Genomic DNA, 14,017 nt, shown 5'->3' with positions numbered 1-14,017 from the left:
TATACCCTTCCATTACAGCATCTTAGCGCCCCAATGGGCGCTTTCTTCATTTGCGCCGCATGATCCGTGGAAGCACTGTGGAAGCAAACGGTGAAGAATGGTATCTTGTATTCCTGCAACACTTGAAAATCTTTGCAGTATGAAGGCGAAGGGAAAATTTTATGCTCACTCCGTTCTCGCAAGAGTGAACTAAACTCATCATGGTGGAGCTGAAAGAGCAGCTTGAGAACAACCTTCCAACTGACTGGGAAATGTCGTTCTTCAAACCCATGGTTTCACGGTTTGGCGGGGTGGCGCGCGCGAAGGAGAAAGTGGCGAAGTGTTGTTTTCGTGGAGAAATTCAACCGCTAGCCAAGTGGGCCGTTGGAGGACCAAAGCTATTGGTGGATCCAGATGTACGGTTCGATCTTCAAGTGCAAAACTCTTGAGCCATAATTGATTTCTTCAACGCCTGTGGTTATGTCCACTTAGTGTTGTGCACATGCTAGGAATTGTCCTGTAGGTTGTTGGGGCACACTACCTTGAGGCAAACATGAATATTGAGCAAAAAGCAGGTGCTTGGCGATTGCTGGGTTCAACTCTTGAATCAGGCTGGAAGATTGTTGAACCTGTTGGTTGGGATCCAAACAGTGGCCAGGTTATGGATCACTACAACGGTACCGGAGGAAATTTCTCAGTACCTTATATTGTCGAAAAGGAAGGCAAGCGCGCGTTCCTAAAGGCAATTGACCTAACCAATGCTATGAATGCAGTTGATGTCATGGCTGAGTTGCAGGCGATTTCAGCCGCTCACACCTTTGAAACGGCAATTTTGAAAGTCTGTGAAGGCGCAAGAATGGACAAGGTCGTGGTTGCCATGGAAAGTGGCCAACTTCGTGTCGGTCCCAATCTTCAAGATACGGCTCCCTACCTGATTTTTGAACTAGCGGATGGTGACGTTAGAAGGAGAATACAGAAACGCAGCGGGGAAGTTCGCCTGGCTTGGTGGCTGAAGGCTATGCACCATGCGGCTATCGGGTTGTCGCAACTTCATTCTAAGAAGATCACTCATCAAGACTTGAAGCCGTCAAATGTACTCAGTTTTGAGGATGACGCGACGTTTAAGGTGTCGGACTTGGGGCGGTGTACAAGCGAGGACAACAATGGTCCATATGATAGTATGGCATTTGCCGGAGATTGGGCATACGCACCACCTGAAATTCTGTACGGGCACATCAACCCAGATGCCTTTCAGCGCAGGCTGGCGTGTGACCTGTACTTGCTCGGCAGCCTAATCTTCTTTTTCGCTATGGGCTTTGGCTCAACACAGCTTTTGGCTGACAAATTGTCGGAGGCTCATAGGCCGATGGTATTTAGAGGAATGTGGAGTGAGGGATTCGGAAAAATATTGCCGATTCTGCAGACACATTTCACTGAAATTATCGGTGAGCTTGAAGCCGAACTCGTGAATAACGATATTTGCAACGAACTGCTGAAAGCTGCATCAGAGTTATCCAACCCAGATCCTTCTCTCCGGGGACACCCGCAATCAATAGCATCTGGCGATAGATACTCACTAGAGAGATATATTTCATTGTTTGACCGGCTCTCAAAACTAGCGTCCATTCAAGCTCGAAAAGCAAGCGAAGAATGATAGGAAACAATCAAGGTGAAGAACGCCACGTCCTTCCTAGGTGGCGTTCTATTTCAGCATCGATTCAAGCTGGCGAACTCGACCAGGCTCGGCATCCAAAATCCTCAGAGGTTTGGAAACAGGTTGCTTCTCAGGCGGAGCGCAAGACTCTAGCAGAGTTTGAGAGAATCCGGCTTGAGTGGGTAAAGACAGGGGACATCTCCTCTGCGGAAGAGCTGTTGGCTGTTTCGCTTGTTGCAAATAATCAAAACGACGCAGACGTTCTGACTGCGGCGTTGACCGTCACTTCAAACCCTAATTCGCGCAACGCGATTAAGCGCGTTGCAGAACGAGTGAGCAAAGGCTTGACTGATGAAGCGCTGGCTGAGCACCCTCGTTCAAGAAGGAATGTTATCTCTTCAATTCAACGTAGAAAGCAGCTTTTAAAACTTAATCCTCGTGATGGTTTGCTTGCCGCTGAAACTGCTTTGTTACACGCGAACATAGGACAGCGTAAGAAGAGCCAAAAGTTAATCGAGCGAGCGTTGAAAACTTCGCCGAATGATCGATATGTGTTGAGAGCAGCAGTCAGATTTTACTGCCATGACGGGAATCCTGATCGTGCATTGGATGTGGTCAGGCAGTCTAGCCGTCTAAATTTTGATCCTTGGTTGCGTGCAGCAGAGTTGGCGACGTGTGCAACATTAGGACAAGCGCCTCGTGGTTGGCGTAAGGCCAAGGCTCTAGTCGAAAGCGGTCATTTTTCTGACCATTCTATTTCGGAACTGGCCGCTCAAATCGGGACGTTCGAATTGGAAAGCGGTTCACGAAAGAAGGCGCTCGCATTACTTCGTCAAGGAGTAAAGTCTCCAACCGAAAACACCGTTGCTCAAATTGAACACGTTGGTCGCGAAACCGCATTGTTTGTGCCAGAGGAATTGATCGGCGACCTTTCCTCTTCGCATGAAGCCGTGGCACACGCCGCGTACTGGGACTCTAATTGGGATCTGGCACTCAACGCGTGCGAACGTTGGTTCGAGATAGAGCCGTTCAGCACGAAGCCAGCAATATTTTCTTCGTTTGTTGCGTCTGTGAGATCGACTTCACTTGATCGTGGCTTGGCGTTGGGCCTAGCTGCTCTGGAAGCAAACCCGGGTGATCCGACTTTGCTCAACAATATTGCTGTTATTCACGCATATAAAGGTAATTTGTCGAAGGCAAAGGCTGCGCTCGAGCAAGTTCACATAGGCGCAGACGAAGATGACAAAGTTACCAACCTTGCTACTCGCGGACTCGTGGCAATTCGGTCTGGAGCGGTCGATGAGGGTGTGCAAACTTATACAGACGCGGTGACTTTGGCATTAAAGAACAAACGCTATGTGAGCGCTTTGCGAGCCTATTGTTTTCTGGGGCGAGAAATCAGTCGCGGTGATCGAGAAGCGGCCCAACTTTTTGCTGATGGCGTGGACAAGACAATCAGTAAGTTAAAGAGGGCTGGTTACTCCATTCCACGGGATGTGGTAGTTCTCAGATCTCAGTACGACAAACTCGACCCGCAGGATTCTGGCCCCCTATTTCAGGTGCCGTCCTCTATTATCCCACATTTGGAGGTTCCGGAGTAAGCACGAAACCTATTTGAAGAGATATCTGCTGGCTGCCTTTCCAATACGCTCTCCAATCGGTCTCGGGTGCTCATCGGATTGTCGCTGCAAGGTTGCAACATGGCTGTCAACGAAGTCCCAAAACTCATGAGGTGTTATTTCTGACGCTGCCGCGCGGGCGACCAGCAGGCCCAAGATCTGCCGGTCCAGCATCCGCATATGTTCTGCCCGGTTGGTTTCGATCACCTCGCTGGGCAGGACACCGGAGCAGTTCTCGTGCAGGTCCAGGGCAATCACGTTGCTGACCTGATGCCACAGCTCATGTGCGGGCCAGCGTGCGCGGTTGCTGTCTGAGGTAGGGCAGGTGTAGCGGATCTTTTCGCAGAACTCGGTATAGGCATCGCCTAACATGTCGCGCAGGTCTTGCCAGCTCCGCATTTCCCAGCGGTTGCGGAGTTGCTTTGACCCCATACGTAATTCGAACCGCCAGACTTGGCTGGCTAGCCGGTCGGACAGATCCAAGGGCGGGCGGTTCAATTGGGCGCGGGCGTCGTTCCAGATGGTGAGCCAGCCCATCTTACCCTTTTGCATGACTTCTTGGCGCTTGTCGTAGATCACCAATTGCCGGTTGGCGACGGCCCCGGCGCGCAAGCCGGTGACGCGTGCGCCAGTGGCATGGGTTTCTGTTTCATCAATGCCGGTGTGTTCCTGAATACGGGTGCCGGGTGGCACCACCAGCGCCTCGCGGTCTGGTTCAAACCAAGGGGAGAGAAAGTCGATGGCATAATCCACGCGGGTCACGCGCAAGAGGTGATCGGCGTAGCGGATGCCAAACGCATCCATGCAGTCCCGAAAGTGTTTCTCTGCGGCGGCCAGCCCGCCAGTCGCCAGCAGGAAGGCCCGGAAATCCACAGTGATGCCGGGATTGTTCGCAGGGCGGTTTTCCGGGTCGAGGAAGTACCATTCGGCTCCGTATTCGCCTGTATGGGCAGAGAAGGCGGAACCGCCTGTGCGGCGCACGGAGAGGGCGACAGAGCCGAATTCCAGAACGGTTTCCCGGTTGGTCTTGATTGCTTCGGCCTTGGCATCTGCGAGGGCTGCACGGAACTCTGCCGGGATATCAGTTTCAACGGTGAATTTAAGCCCATCAAAGCCTGAATGCAGGATATCCGCTTCCATTTGCGCTGGCCTTCGCTTTCGTATTCGTGGAGGGGGGTGTTACAAGACCCCCCTCCCGCGCGGCCCATTTTGCCGCCGTGTCTGTCGAGATGTTGGGAAAAGGGGCGGGGGTCTTTGACCCCCTTTCTGCCTCCGGCGGGGCAGCATGTGTTTTGGGGCCGGGCATGGCCCGGCGCTGGATCATTTGGCAGATATTTGACGGCCAATCCAGATCTCGGCGCGTTCCGCGCATTTGGCCAGATTGAGAAGGTCGGAATGGTGGAAACTGCCGGTATTACGCCACTCGCCCGTATCGGTCTTATAGCTGCGCGACAGGTCGACGGAATAGAATCCGTCATTCTGCCAGACGGTGGCCGTGATGAGGCCGATTTTGAATTTCTGTGCAGGCTGATTTGCCATGGTGGTTTGTCCTGTATCTGAATGAAGAAAGGGCGCGAGACTGTTTCGCCCGCGCCCTGCTGGAAGCCATCCGGCCCCAAAATCCCGCGCGGCGCTGCCAACCCCAACGCGGGCAAAACTCATGCGGCGCTGTAGCTGCTGGTGCTGCCGTGGCGACGACCGTTGGCCCATTCCAAGAGGTCGCTACGACGGTAGCGCACAGACCGGCCCGATTTATAGAACTTGGGGCCATAGCCGGTGACGCGCCATTTCTGGATGGTGCGGACACTCTGGCACAAGAAATCTGCGGTGGTTTTCTCGTCAATAAAGCCGTTCAGATAATCCTGAGCGGCGGCGTTTGCATCGGGGGTCATTTCAGTGTTGAGCATCATTTTGTTCCGTTGTTGGATTTGATGCTCCAGTCTTCGCTCAACTGATTTCCTCTAAATACTCCTATAAAACCGTATGGGATTTATAGTTTGGAGGATTTTCTTAAGATATTGAAAGGATTTGAAAAATGCTTCTGCATGGTTTTGTCTGAGATTTCCTCAGCTGGCACGCTGAGGTTCGGAACATTCTGTTTCAGCCATGCTCGGACCTTCGGATAGTGGGATTGTTGGGAGGCGAGGACGTCGACTTCTCCGGCCTCTTGAAGGGCTGCGAATGCCGCCTTGATAGCGGGTCCAACTGTGGGGCGGCCAGCCGCTGGCGGGGTGGTATGATCCTCATTGCCTACGTTGAGAACGGTGTCGCGTAGCTGTCGCGAGACAACACGGATTTCAATAAGCTCAAGCCCTTGAGACGACAGGTTGGCCTTGTTCCATTGAATACGACCGTTCCAATAGGATGCGGGGATCTCGACGGGCTGGCTGTCCTTTTTGCGGGGTGGCTCGAACCCATACCCAAACAGATTGCCCTGTTTCAGATGATACAAGATGAACTTGCGCATTCGATCATCCCATTCGGCCCGAGCGGACAGGATCTTTTGCGGTCCTTCCAGAATTTCTTGTAAGGTACTCGGGCCGTATCGCCCCTCTGCTTTCAAGTTGTCTACGGATGCTGCCATCGCGTCGATGGCAGATACTTTATGCAGACGCTGGTGTTCTTCCTTGTCGGCTTTAGGGGCGAAGGAATAGGGCGCTTGGTTCAGGCGAACGCCGCGTTGCCAAAGTGCCAGAATGGGCGTGGTCATGATGGTCTCTTATGTCTTTGTTCAAATGTCTGTCGGGGTATTTCGGCAATAGGATACATAGGCAAATGGTCTTGGTGCGCGGCCTCATCCATCCTACGTAATGTAACGTAACGCGTGAAGCACACGGCAGAGTGGAAAATATCCCCTACGTATACGTAACGTACCACCACGACGTAACTTATGGATCGGGCGCAGGTCTCGCGTCATACGTATAGCAACGCCCAGCTAGATGGCCCGCAACCTCGGACGTCCAATATCCCCGACCAGAGACCCCAAGCGCGCGGCATTTTCTTCTGCGGCTTGTCGGACTGGATCATCCGCCAGATGCGCATAGCGCATTGTGGTTTGGATCTGGGTATGGCCCAGCAACCGCCCGACCATCTGGATCGGCATTCCGGCAGAGACCGCATTGGATGCGTAGGTATGGCGCAGGTCATGAATGCGCACGCCAGAAAGGCCCGCCCGGTCTCGGATGCGCCGCCATGGGTGTTGGAGATCGGTGGCATATTGTCCGGGTAGCTTTCCTTCGATCACATAAGGGTTGCCGGGGCTGCGCGGCAGGCGGGCCAGCACATCCCGCGCCGGTTGGGGCAGGGGGATGCGTCGCGCCCCGGTCTTGCTGTCGGGGAGTTCCATGCCGTTTGCAGTGATGTAGTCCCATTTCAAGGTTTGGATCTCGCCCAACCGGCAGCCGGTCAGGATCAGCAGCCGGAATGCGGCGACCATATGCGGCGTCTCGCTGCCTTCGCGTTCCACCTCGGTCAGAACCTGCCCCAACCGTTGCAATTCCTGCTGGCTCAAGAAGCGTTCCCGCTTCACCTCGCGATACTTCGGGACGTGTCGGCATGGATTAGAGCCATCCGGGCGCAGGCCCCAGATTTCAGCCAGATTGAACATCTTCGACAGAACCCCCAGCGTCCGATTGGCCTGATAGGGCTTGTCGCGGAACTTGTGGTGCAGTTCGGCAATGTCCCGGCGTTCCACGTCCACGACCTTAAAGCTCCCCAGTGCGGGTACGATAAACAGATCAATGGCGCGGCGGTATTCCTTCTGGGTGGAGGGCTTGCAGCGTTCCTTGGCGTGGGCCTCAAAGAAGCGCTCACAGAGCGCGGCGACGGTGGGGGCCTTTCGGTGCTGCGAAATTTCCTCGGCGGGGTTCTCACCCTTGGCGACCTGCCCCATGATCTCTTTGGCGAGCTTGCGGGCCTCCTCAACGGTGATCTTGCCATGCCGCCCAACCGAGACGCGCCGGGTTCTGCCACCCTTGCGATATTGGGCCTGATAGGTCTTCGCGCCGGAGGGCATGACCCGGACACCAAAGCCCGCAATCTGGCCGTCCCAGAGGAAGTAATCCTTCGCCTCTGGCATCAGGGCTTCGACGGTTCGTTTCGTGAGTTTTGGCATGTCCGGTCTCCTCTCTGCTCCGCTTCCGTGGAAGCACTGTGGAAGCAAATGAACGCATATCTTGGCGTAAGAGGTAGAAGCCGGTGAAGTTTGACGTCAATGAAAAATGAGCGATACCAATAAGATAGAGTAGGTGAGCGCAAGTCGGGGCAGAGGGCGCGAGACGCTCTAAGCGCTCTCATAACCTGAAGGTCGTAGGTTCAAATCCTGCTCCCGCAACCAACGCCTCGATGAAATATCAGCACCTTAAACCTCGCTCCGGCGGGGATCTTCGCGTTCAGGCACAGGCACTGGATGCAATACCGAAGCAAAATAACGCCCCAGCGCCTACAGCCATCATACCAGTCATGAAACGAAGCGCGCCAAACCAAAGCGGTACACTTCAGCGCGGAAAACCCCGCCGCCCGAACGCTTGACCGCAACGGCGGGCGCGGGCATCTTTGTTTCAGCCGCTGAACCTGGCCGCGACAATGGGATGAACGGAGCCTTGTGCCTCTTTTCCAGAGTAGAAACCGGAGCCGGAGTTGCAACCGGGGCCAGATCGGCAATCGGCTCCGTGCTGCTGGCGGCCTGCCTGCTGATAGCGGCGCTTGTCCTGTCGGCAAATCGGGCAGAGGCCCATGGTGCCAGCGGGGAGGCGCAGATCGCGGTCTCGGTTCAGGACATGGATCAAGATGTGGCGGGCAGCCGCCCTGCGGATCATTGTCATGGCAGCTCGCTTTGTGGTGGGGTTGCGGTTCTGTTGGGCCGCTGGCCGTCGATGCAGCCCGATCCGCGGAACTTTCGTCCTGATCTGCCGTTGATGCTGCTGCGACCGCTGGCCATCACCGGGTTTGAACCACCGCCGCCGCGTGGCCGGTCCTGAAGACTGATCCTGCGCATGTGACGCGCATTCTGGACCTCAATCGGGAAAACAAGATGACATGTTCCAAACTGCTTACCGGCGCTGCATTGGCGTCGCTCATTTCCGTGGCTGCCTATGCGCATAGCGGCGCCACAGGCGTTGTAAAAGAACGAATGGATGGCATGGATGCCATGAAAGCCAGCATGAAGCTGCTGGCGCCGATGATGCAGGGGCAGACGCCCTATGATGCTGCGGTGGTTCGCGAAGAGGCGCAGACAATTCAGACCCACGCAGGGGAGGTCCTGACGGGGCTGTTTCCCAAGGGAACCGACGGGCATCCCTCAGATGCCAAACCCGAGATTTGGGCCGATTGGGAGGGGTTTGCCGATCTTGCGCTGCAATTGGAGACCTATTCCGAAGGTCTGGCCCTGGCAGCCGAGAACGGCTTGATGATGGCCGGTGCCGAGGGGACGGGAATGATGTCGAGCGGGGCGATGATGGGGGCCACTGCGATGGGAGCAGGAGGCATGATGGGCGGTCAGATGATGGGGGGACCACGAAGCGCCGAGGCTCTGCAGCAGATGCCTGCCGATGCTGTCTTCACCATGCTGAGCCAAACCTGTTCGGCCTGTCACACCCGTTTTCGTAAAGAGTGAGAGGGGGAGACATATGTTTCGTTATCTCCTTGCCGCCTCGGTGACGGTGTCGGCCGGGCTTGCCGCGGTGGCGGCCTGGCCGATCGGCACGAGGCCGAGTGCGCTTGATCTGGACGGCGACGTCGCCCGCGGAGCCTATCTGGCAAGGGCGTCGGGATGTATCGCGTGCCATACAGATTTTTCCAACGGTGGCGCAGCGCTTGCGGGTGGGGCGAAGATCGAAACGCCGTTCGGGGATCTCTACGCGCCCAACCTCACGTCGGATCGCGATCATGGGCTGGGCAGCTGGACCGTCGACGTCTTTGCCAAGGCTGTTCGCCAAGGCGTGTCTCCAGAGGGGCAGCCCTATTATCCGGCGTTTCCCTACCCGTTCTACGGCAATTTCACCGATCAGGATATTGCCGATCTCTGGGCGGCATTTCAGACCGTTCCCCCGGTGGCGCAGCCATCGAGGCCGCCGGAAATGGCGTTTCCCTTCGACCAGCGATGGGGGCTGAAGCTCTGGCGTCTGGCGTTTCTTGAACCGCCGCGGACAGATCCGGTCGCCGGAAAGGATGATCTCTGGTCACGTGGTCGGCTGCTGGTCGAGGGGGCCGCGCATTGTGGCGCCTGTCATACGGGCCGCAATCTACTCGGCGCGCGGAAGACGGGCACCGCACGTTTCAAGGGTAATGATGCCTTGCCGGGGGGAGGAAAGGCGCCTGCCATTGATCCCCCATCTCTTCTGGCACGCGGTTGGAGCGTCGACAGCCTGGCCTATGCCCTTGGTACGGGGGTGATGCCGGATGGCGACGTCTTTGGCGGGACGATGGGCGAAGTTGTCCTATATGGAACCGCATTCCTGACCGACACGGACCGCAGGGCCATGGCGACCTACCTGCTTGATGACCAGCCCGGTGCTTGATGAGCGCGCCGAACAGCAGTTCCAGAGACAGAAGGAGAGACGGTATGATCCTTAACCGCCGACAATTCCTGGGGGGCGCCAGTGCCATGGCGCTTTGGCCCCGGACCAGCGCTGCGGCTGCCGCGCCGCGCCTTCTTGAAGCGAGACCAAGCCGCGTGCAGCTGGTGCCGCCGGAATTTGGCGACCACCCGGAGACAGAAGTCTGGGGGTTTGATGGCACCGTGCCCGGCCCCCTCATCCGTGCTCGCCAGGACGAGCTGCTGCAGGTCCGCCTGACCAACAGCCTGCCGCAGCCAACAGCCGTACATTGGCATGGGCTGCGGGTTCCCAATGCCATGGATGGCGTGCCCGGAATGACACAGGATGCCGTCCTGCCCGGCGATGGGTTTCTCTATGAATTTCCGATGAGGGATGCGGGGACCTATTGGTATCATTCGCACAATCAGTCGACCGAACAGGTGGCGCGGGGGCTCTACGGCGTGTTGATTGTCGATGAGGCCGACGCCCCGGATATTGACCAGGATATCGTGGTTGTCCTTGATGACTGGCGTCTGAGCGAGACGGCGCAGATCACCGATGATTTCGGCGCGATGCACGATTGGACCCACGCGGGGCGGTTGGGCAATTTCATCCATGCCGCCTTGACGCCGCAGGTCTCTGAGGTTCAGCAAAATCAGCGCCTCAGGCTGCGGCTCGTCAATGTGGCGACAGACAGGATCATGGCGGTATCGCTGCGTGGCGTGACCGGCAGGATTGTCGCCCGCGACGGGATGCCGCTGCAAACCCCCGAGGATCCCGGCATCATGGTTCTGGGGCCGGCGGAACGGCTGGATATCATCGCGGATGTTTCGGCGGCACCGGGTGAGAACGTTCAGATCGTTCTCCATGAAGGCGAGACCGGTTATCTGTTGCAGGAGATCGACGTAAGCGGCCGTCATGCCGACGCCGCGCGCGGCGCGGTTGCGGCATTGCCGGACAATCCGGTCACACGGCTGGACAGTCTGACAGAGGCGCGCAGTGTTCCCTTGGTCATGGAGGGAGGCGCGATGGGCGGTCTGCGCCAGGGCCGTTACAAGGGGGAACTGCTGACATCGCGCGAGCTGGTCGCGGCCGGGCAGATCTGGACATTCAATGGCGAGGCAGGGTTGCCGGCCGAACCGATGGTGACAGCCGAGAGAGGCGAAATCATCCGGATCCCCATCGAGAACAACACCGCCTTTCCCCATGCGATCCATCTGCATGGCACACATTTCCAGGAGGTGCTGCCAGACGGAGGTTTCGGCCCGCTGAAGGACACCCTGCTGATGGCACGTCAGGAAACCCGCGAAATCGCCGTTATCGCGGATAATCCGGGCGACTGGCTGCTGCATTGTCACATGCTTTCGCATCAGGCCGCCGGTATGAAGACCTGGCTGCGTGTCAGATGACGAAACACCTCCGCAGCAGAACAGACCGCTCCGGCCAGACCCTTGGCTGGTGCGGTTAAGGGGGGGAGGTGTCTGCACCGGCGGGCCAGTGCCGCTTTGGGCGTATTGCCGGTGAGGGCGAAAAACTGCAACTCTGGTATTGACCTTCCAGTCGCTGGAGACCCTACATCAGCAGCAACATAGAGTTTATTGGTGTTGTCATGACGGAAAATCTTACTACCCGATTTCAAATTACGGGCATGAATTGCGCCTCCTGCGTGGGCCGCGTGGAGCGTGCGCTGGCGGCCGTCCCCGGTGTATCGGAGGCGACCGTCAATCTGGCGAGCGAAAGCGCCCGCGTCAGCCATGATGCAAATGTCACGGTTGCGGATCTGGCCGATGTTCTGGAGGGGGCAGGCTATCCCGCCGTGACCGAGGAAGTCACGCTGCAGATTGCGGATATGTCCTGCGCGTCCTGCGTCGGTCGTGTGGAGCGGGCATTGCAGAGCGGTGATGGTGTGCTGACCGCATCCGTCAATCTGGCGGCAGAGACGGCCACGATCCGCTATGCGGCGGCGGCGATCACCCCTGCAGAAATTGCAGCCCTAGCCACCGAAGCGGGCTACCCGGCGCAGGTGAAATCGGCGGAGATGTCTGACCAGCAGGACCGGAAAGCGGAGGAAATCCGCAGTCTGGCACGACGCACCCTGTTGGCCGCGGCGCTTGCCCTGCCGGTGTTCATCATAGAAATGGGCAGCCATGTCATTCCGGGGATGCACCACCTGATCTCCTCTGCCATCGGGTTGCAGAGCAGCTATTACCTCCAGTTTGCATTGACCCTGATTGTGCTGATCGGACCGGGCCTGCAGTTCTATACCAAAGGCTTCCCGGCGCTGTTCAAGGGGGCACCGGATATGAACTCGCTTGTTGCGCTGGGAACCTCGGCCGCTTTCGGGTTTTCTCTGGTGTCCACATTTGCGCCCGATGTCCTGCCGACGGGCACCGCCAATGTTTATTACGAGGCAGCGGCGGTTATCGTTGTCCTCATCCTGCTGGGTCGTCTGCTGGAGGCACGGGCCAAGGGCCGGACCGGGGAAGCGATCCGCAAACTTGTGGGATTGCAGGCAAAAACCGCGCGGGTTGAACGTGACGGCAGGGTCGTGGAACGGCCAATCGACGACATCGTGGCGGGCGATACCGTGCATGTGCGCCCCGGGGAAAAGATCGCCGTGGACGGGGTTGTGCTCAGCGGGGCCTCCTATGTCGACGAAAGCATGATCACCGGCGAACCGGTCCCGGTTGAAAAGACCGAGGGCGCGCAGGTTGTCGGTGCGACGGTCAATGGCACAGGTGCGCTGACGTTCCGGGCCGAGAAGGTCGGAAGCGACACCATGCTGGCCCAGATCATCCGCATGGTGGAACAGGCGCAGGGTGCGAAATTGCCTATTCAGGGACTTGTGGACCGGATCACACATTGGTTCGTCCCTGCTGTCATCGCGGTTGCGGCGCTGACGGTTGCGATCTGGTTCCTGTTCGGGCCGGATCCGGCGTTGAGCCTGGCTCTGGTTGCGGGTGTTGCGGTGCTGATCATCGCCTGCCCCTGCGCGATGGGGCTGGCCACGCCAACCTCGATCATGGTTGGCACCGGGCGCGCCGCAGAACTGGGTGTCCTGTTCCGCAAGGGCGATGCGCTGCAAATGCTGCAGGAAACCACTGTCGTGGCGCTGGACAAGACCGGCACGCTGACAGCGGGGAAACCGGCGCTTACGGATCTGAGACTGGCGGAGGGCCGGCAGGAAACCGATGTGCTGGCGCTGGTTTCCGCAGTGGAGCAGCACTCCGAACACCCGATCGCCGAGGCCATCGTGCAAGCCGCCCAGTCGCGCGGGCTTCAGATACCTGCAACGACATCCTTTCAGTCCATCACCGGCTATGGGGTGAGGGCGGAGGTTGACGGGCATCAGGTGCTTGTTGGTGCCGACAGGCTGATGGTCCGGGACGGCGTGGAACTTGGCGCCCTCGCCGAGCAGGGCAGGGCGCTGGCGGGCAAGGGGAAAACACCGCTCTTTGCCGCCATCGACGGCAAGATTGCCGCCGTGATCGCAGTGGCCGACCCAGTAAAGCCCACCACCCCGCAGGCCATCGCGGAGCTTCACCGGCTTGGGCTGAAGGTGGCGATGATCACCGGCGACAATGAGGTCACCGCAAAAGCGATCGCTGCGGATCTCGGGATTGATCATGTGGTGGCCGAGGTTCTGCCCGAAGGCAAGGTTGCCGCGCTGGACGATCTGCGCATGGGGAGCGGCAAACTGGCCTTTGTCGGCGATGGGATAAACGACGCGCCCGCCCTGGCTGCCGCCGATGTTGGCATCGCCATTGGCACAGGCACGGATGTCGCCATCGAAGCTGCCGATGTTGTCCTGATGTCGGGCGATCTGACCGGGGTCGTGAATGCGTTCAACCTGTCGCAGCGGACCATGAAGAATATTCGTCAGAACCTGTTCTGGGCGTTTGGCTATAACACCCTGCTGATCCCGGTTGCAGCGGGGGTGCTCTACCCGTTCGGTGGACCGCTTCTGTCGCCGGTGCTGGCCGCCGGGGCGATGGCCTTGTCGAGCGTTTTTGTCCTGACCAACGCGCTGCGGCTCAGATGGGTGCGCCCGTCGATGGCCCCCTCAGAAGCCGCCGCGCGGCCGGAACCGGGCGCTGTCGCCGCCCGGGCCTAGCGCCAGCTCAACGCCACGGGCATGAGCGGCCAGATCAGGCGCGGCAAATGTAGATCAACTGCGATCCAATGAGGCAGGCAGCGGTGGTTGCCTGCCTCAGCTTATGACAGACCTA

At 58.0% G+C, this 14,017-nt stretch carries 13 protein-coding genes; 8 read left to right on the top strand and 5 right to left on the bottom strand.

From position 1 onward, the window contains the following. Nucleotides 1-200 precede the first annotated feature (200 nt). From VWY75_RS09260 to VWY75_RS09250, 3 genes are all read left to right on the top strand, one after another. Nucleotides 201-428, top strand: coding sequence for a hypothetical protein (locus tag VWY75_RS09260; protein ID WP_416537580.1), 228 nt, complete (start codon nt 201-203; stop codon nt 426-428). 104 nt (nt 429-532) lie between these two features. Next, nucleotides 533-1,633 (top strand): protein kinase domain-containing protein, encoded by a 1,101-nt coding sequence (locus tag VWY75_RS09255; protein WP_416537579.1) that lies wholly within the window; start codon nt 533-535, stop codon nt 1,631-1,633. Continuing rightward, nucleotides 1,630-3,234: a hypothetical protein gene (locus VWY75_RS09250; RefSeq protein ID WP_416537578.1), complete on the top strand. Its 1,605-nt coding sequence runs from the start codon at nt 1,630-1,632 to the stop codon at nt 3,232-3,234. The genes VWY75_RS09255 and VWY75_RS09250 overlap by 4 nt, the downstream gene beginning before the upstream one ends. Before the next feature lie 9 nt (nt 3,235-3,243). Here VWY75_RS09250 and VWY75_RS09245 read toward each other — a convergent pair whose 3' ends face one another. The 5 genes from VWY75_RS09245 to VWY75_RS09225 form a co-directional block, all read right to left on the bottom strand. Then, complete coding sequence (locus VWY75_RS09245) at nt 3,244-4,392, bottom strand: hypothetical protein (protein WP_416537577.1); 1,149 nt, start codon at nt 4,390-4,392, stop codon at nt 3,244-3,246. 180 nt (nt 4,393-4,572) lie between these two features. Next, a complete protein-coding gene (locus tag VWY75_RS09240) occupies nt 4,573-4,791 on the bottom strand; it encodes a hypothetical protein (RefSeq protein WP_039982563.1) in 219 nt (72 codons plus the stop codon). Nucleotides 4,792-4,910: 119 nt separating this feature from the next. Then, nucleotides 4,911-5,159 carry a helix-turn-helix transcriptional regulator gene (locus tag VWY75_RS09235; RefSeq protein ID WP_244905761.1) on the bottom strand — a complete coding sequence of 83 codons (249 nt, stop codon included), beginning with the start codon at nt 5,157-5,159 and terminating at the stop codon, nt 4,911-4,913. 83 nt (nt 5,160-5,242) lie between these two features. Further along, complete coding sequence (locus tag VWY75_RS09230; protein WP_416537576.1) at nt 5,243-5,962, bottom strand: hypothetical protein; 720 nt, start codon at nt 5,960-5,962, stop codon at nt 5,243-5,245. A gap of 225 nt (nt 5,963-6,187) precedes the next feature. Next, nucleotides 6,188-7,366: a tyrosine-type recombinase/integrase gene (locus VWY75_RS09225; protein ID WP_416537575.1), complete on the bottom strand. Its 1,179-nt coding sequence runs from the start codon at nt 7,364-7,366 to the stop codon at nt 6,188-6,190. 475 nt (nt 7,367-7,841) lie between these two features. On the opposite strand from VWY75_RS09225, the gene VWY75_RS09220 reads away from it, so the two are divergent. From VWY75_RS09220 to VWY75_RS09200, 5 genes are all read left to right on the top strand, one after another. Then, a complete protein-coding gene (locus VWY75_RS09220; protein ID WP_416541619.1) occupies nt 7,842-8,231 on the top strand; it encodes a hypothetical protein in 390 nt (129 codons plus the stop codon). A 53-nt stretch (nt 8,232-8,284) separates the two neighbouring features. Next, on the top strand, nt 8,285-8,866 hold the full coding sequence (locus VWY75_RS09215) for a c-type cytochrome (protein ID WP_416537573.1): 582 nt from the start codon (nt 8,285-8,287) through the stop codon (nt 8,864-8,866). Between the two features lie 13 nt (nt 8,867-8,879). Continuing rightward, nucleotides 8,880-9,770 carry a c-type cytochrome gene (locus VWY75_RS09210; RefSeq protein WP_416537572.1) on the top strand — a complete coding sequence of 297 codons (891 nt, stop codon included), beginning with the start codon at nt 8,880-8,882 and terminating at the stop codon, nt 9,768-9,770. Between the two features lie 44 nt (nt 9,771-9,814). Further along, nucleotides 9,815-11,197, top strand: coding sequence for a multicopper oxidase family protein (locus tag VWY75_RS09205; protein WP_416537571.1), 1,383 nt, complete (start codon nt 9,815-9,817; stop codon nt 11,195-11,197). A 200-nt stretch (nt 11,198-11,397) separates the two neighbouring features. Then, nucleotides 11,398-13,902, top strand: a complete 2,505-nt coding sequence (locus VWY75_RS09200) for a heavy metal translocating P-type ATPase (RefSeq protein ID WP_416537570.1) — start codon at nt 11,398-11,400, stop codon at nt 13,900-13,902. Nucleotides 13,903-14,017 lie beyond the last annotated feature (115 nt).

This window comes from Phaeobacter sp. JH20_08, assembly GCF_048056635.1.
GTDB classification, from domain to species: Bacteria; Pseudomonadota; Alphaproteobacteria; order Rhodobacterales; family Rhodobacteraceae; genus Phaeobacter; species Phaeobacter bryozoorum.
This window is presented reverse-complemented; position numbering and strand designations above follow the sequence as displayed.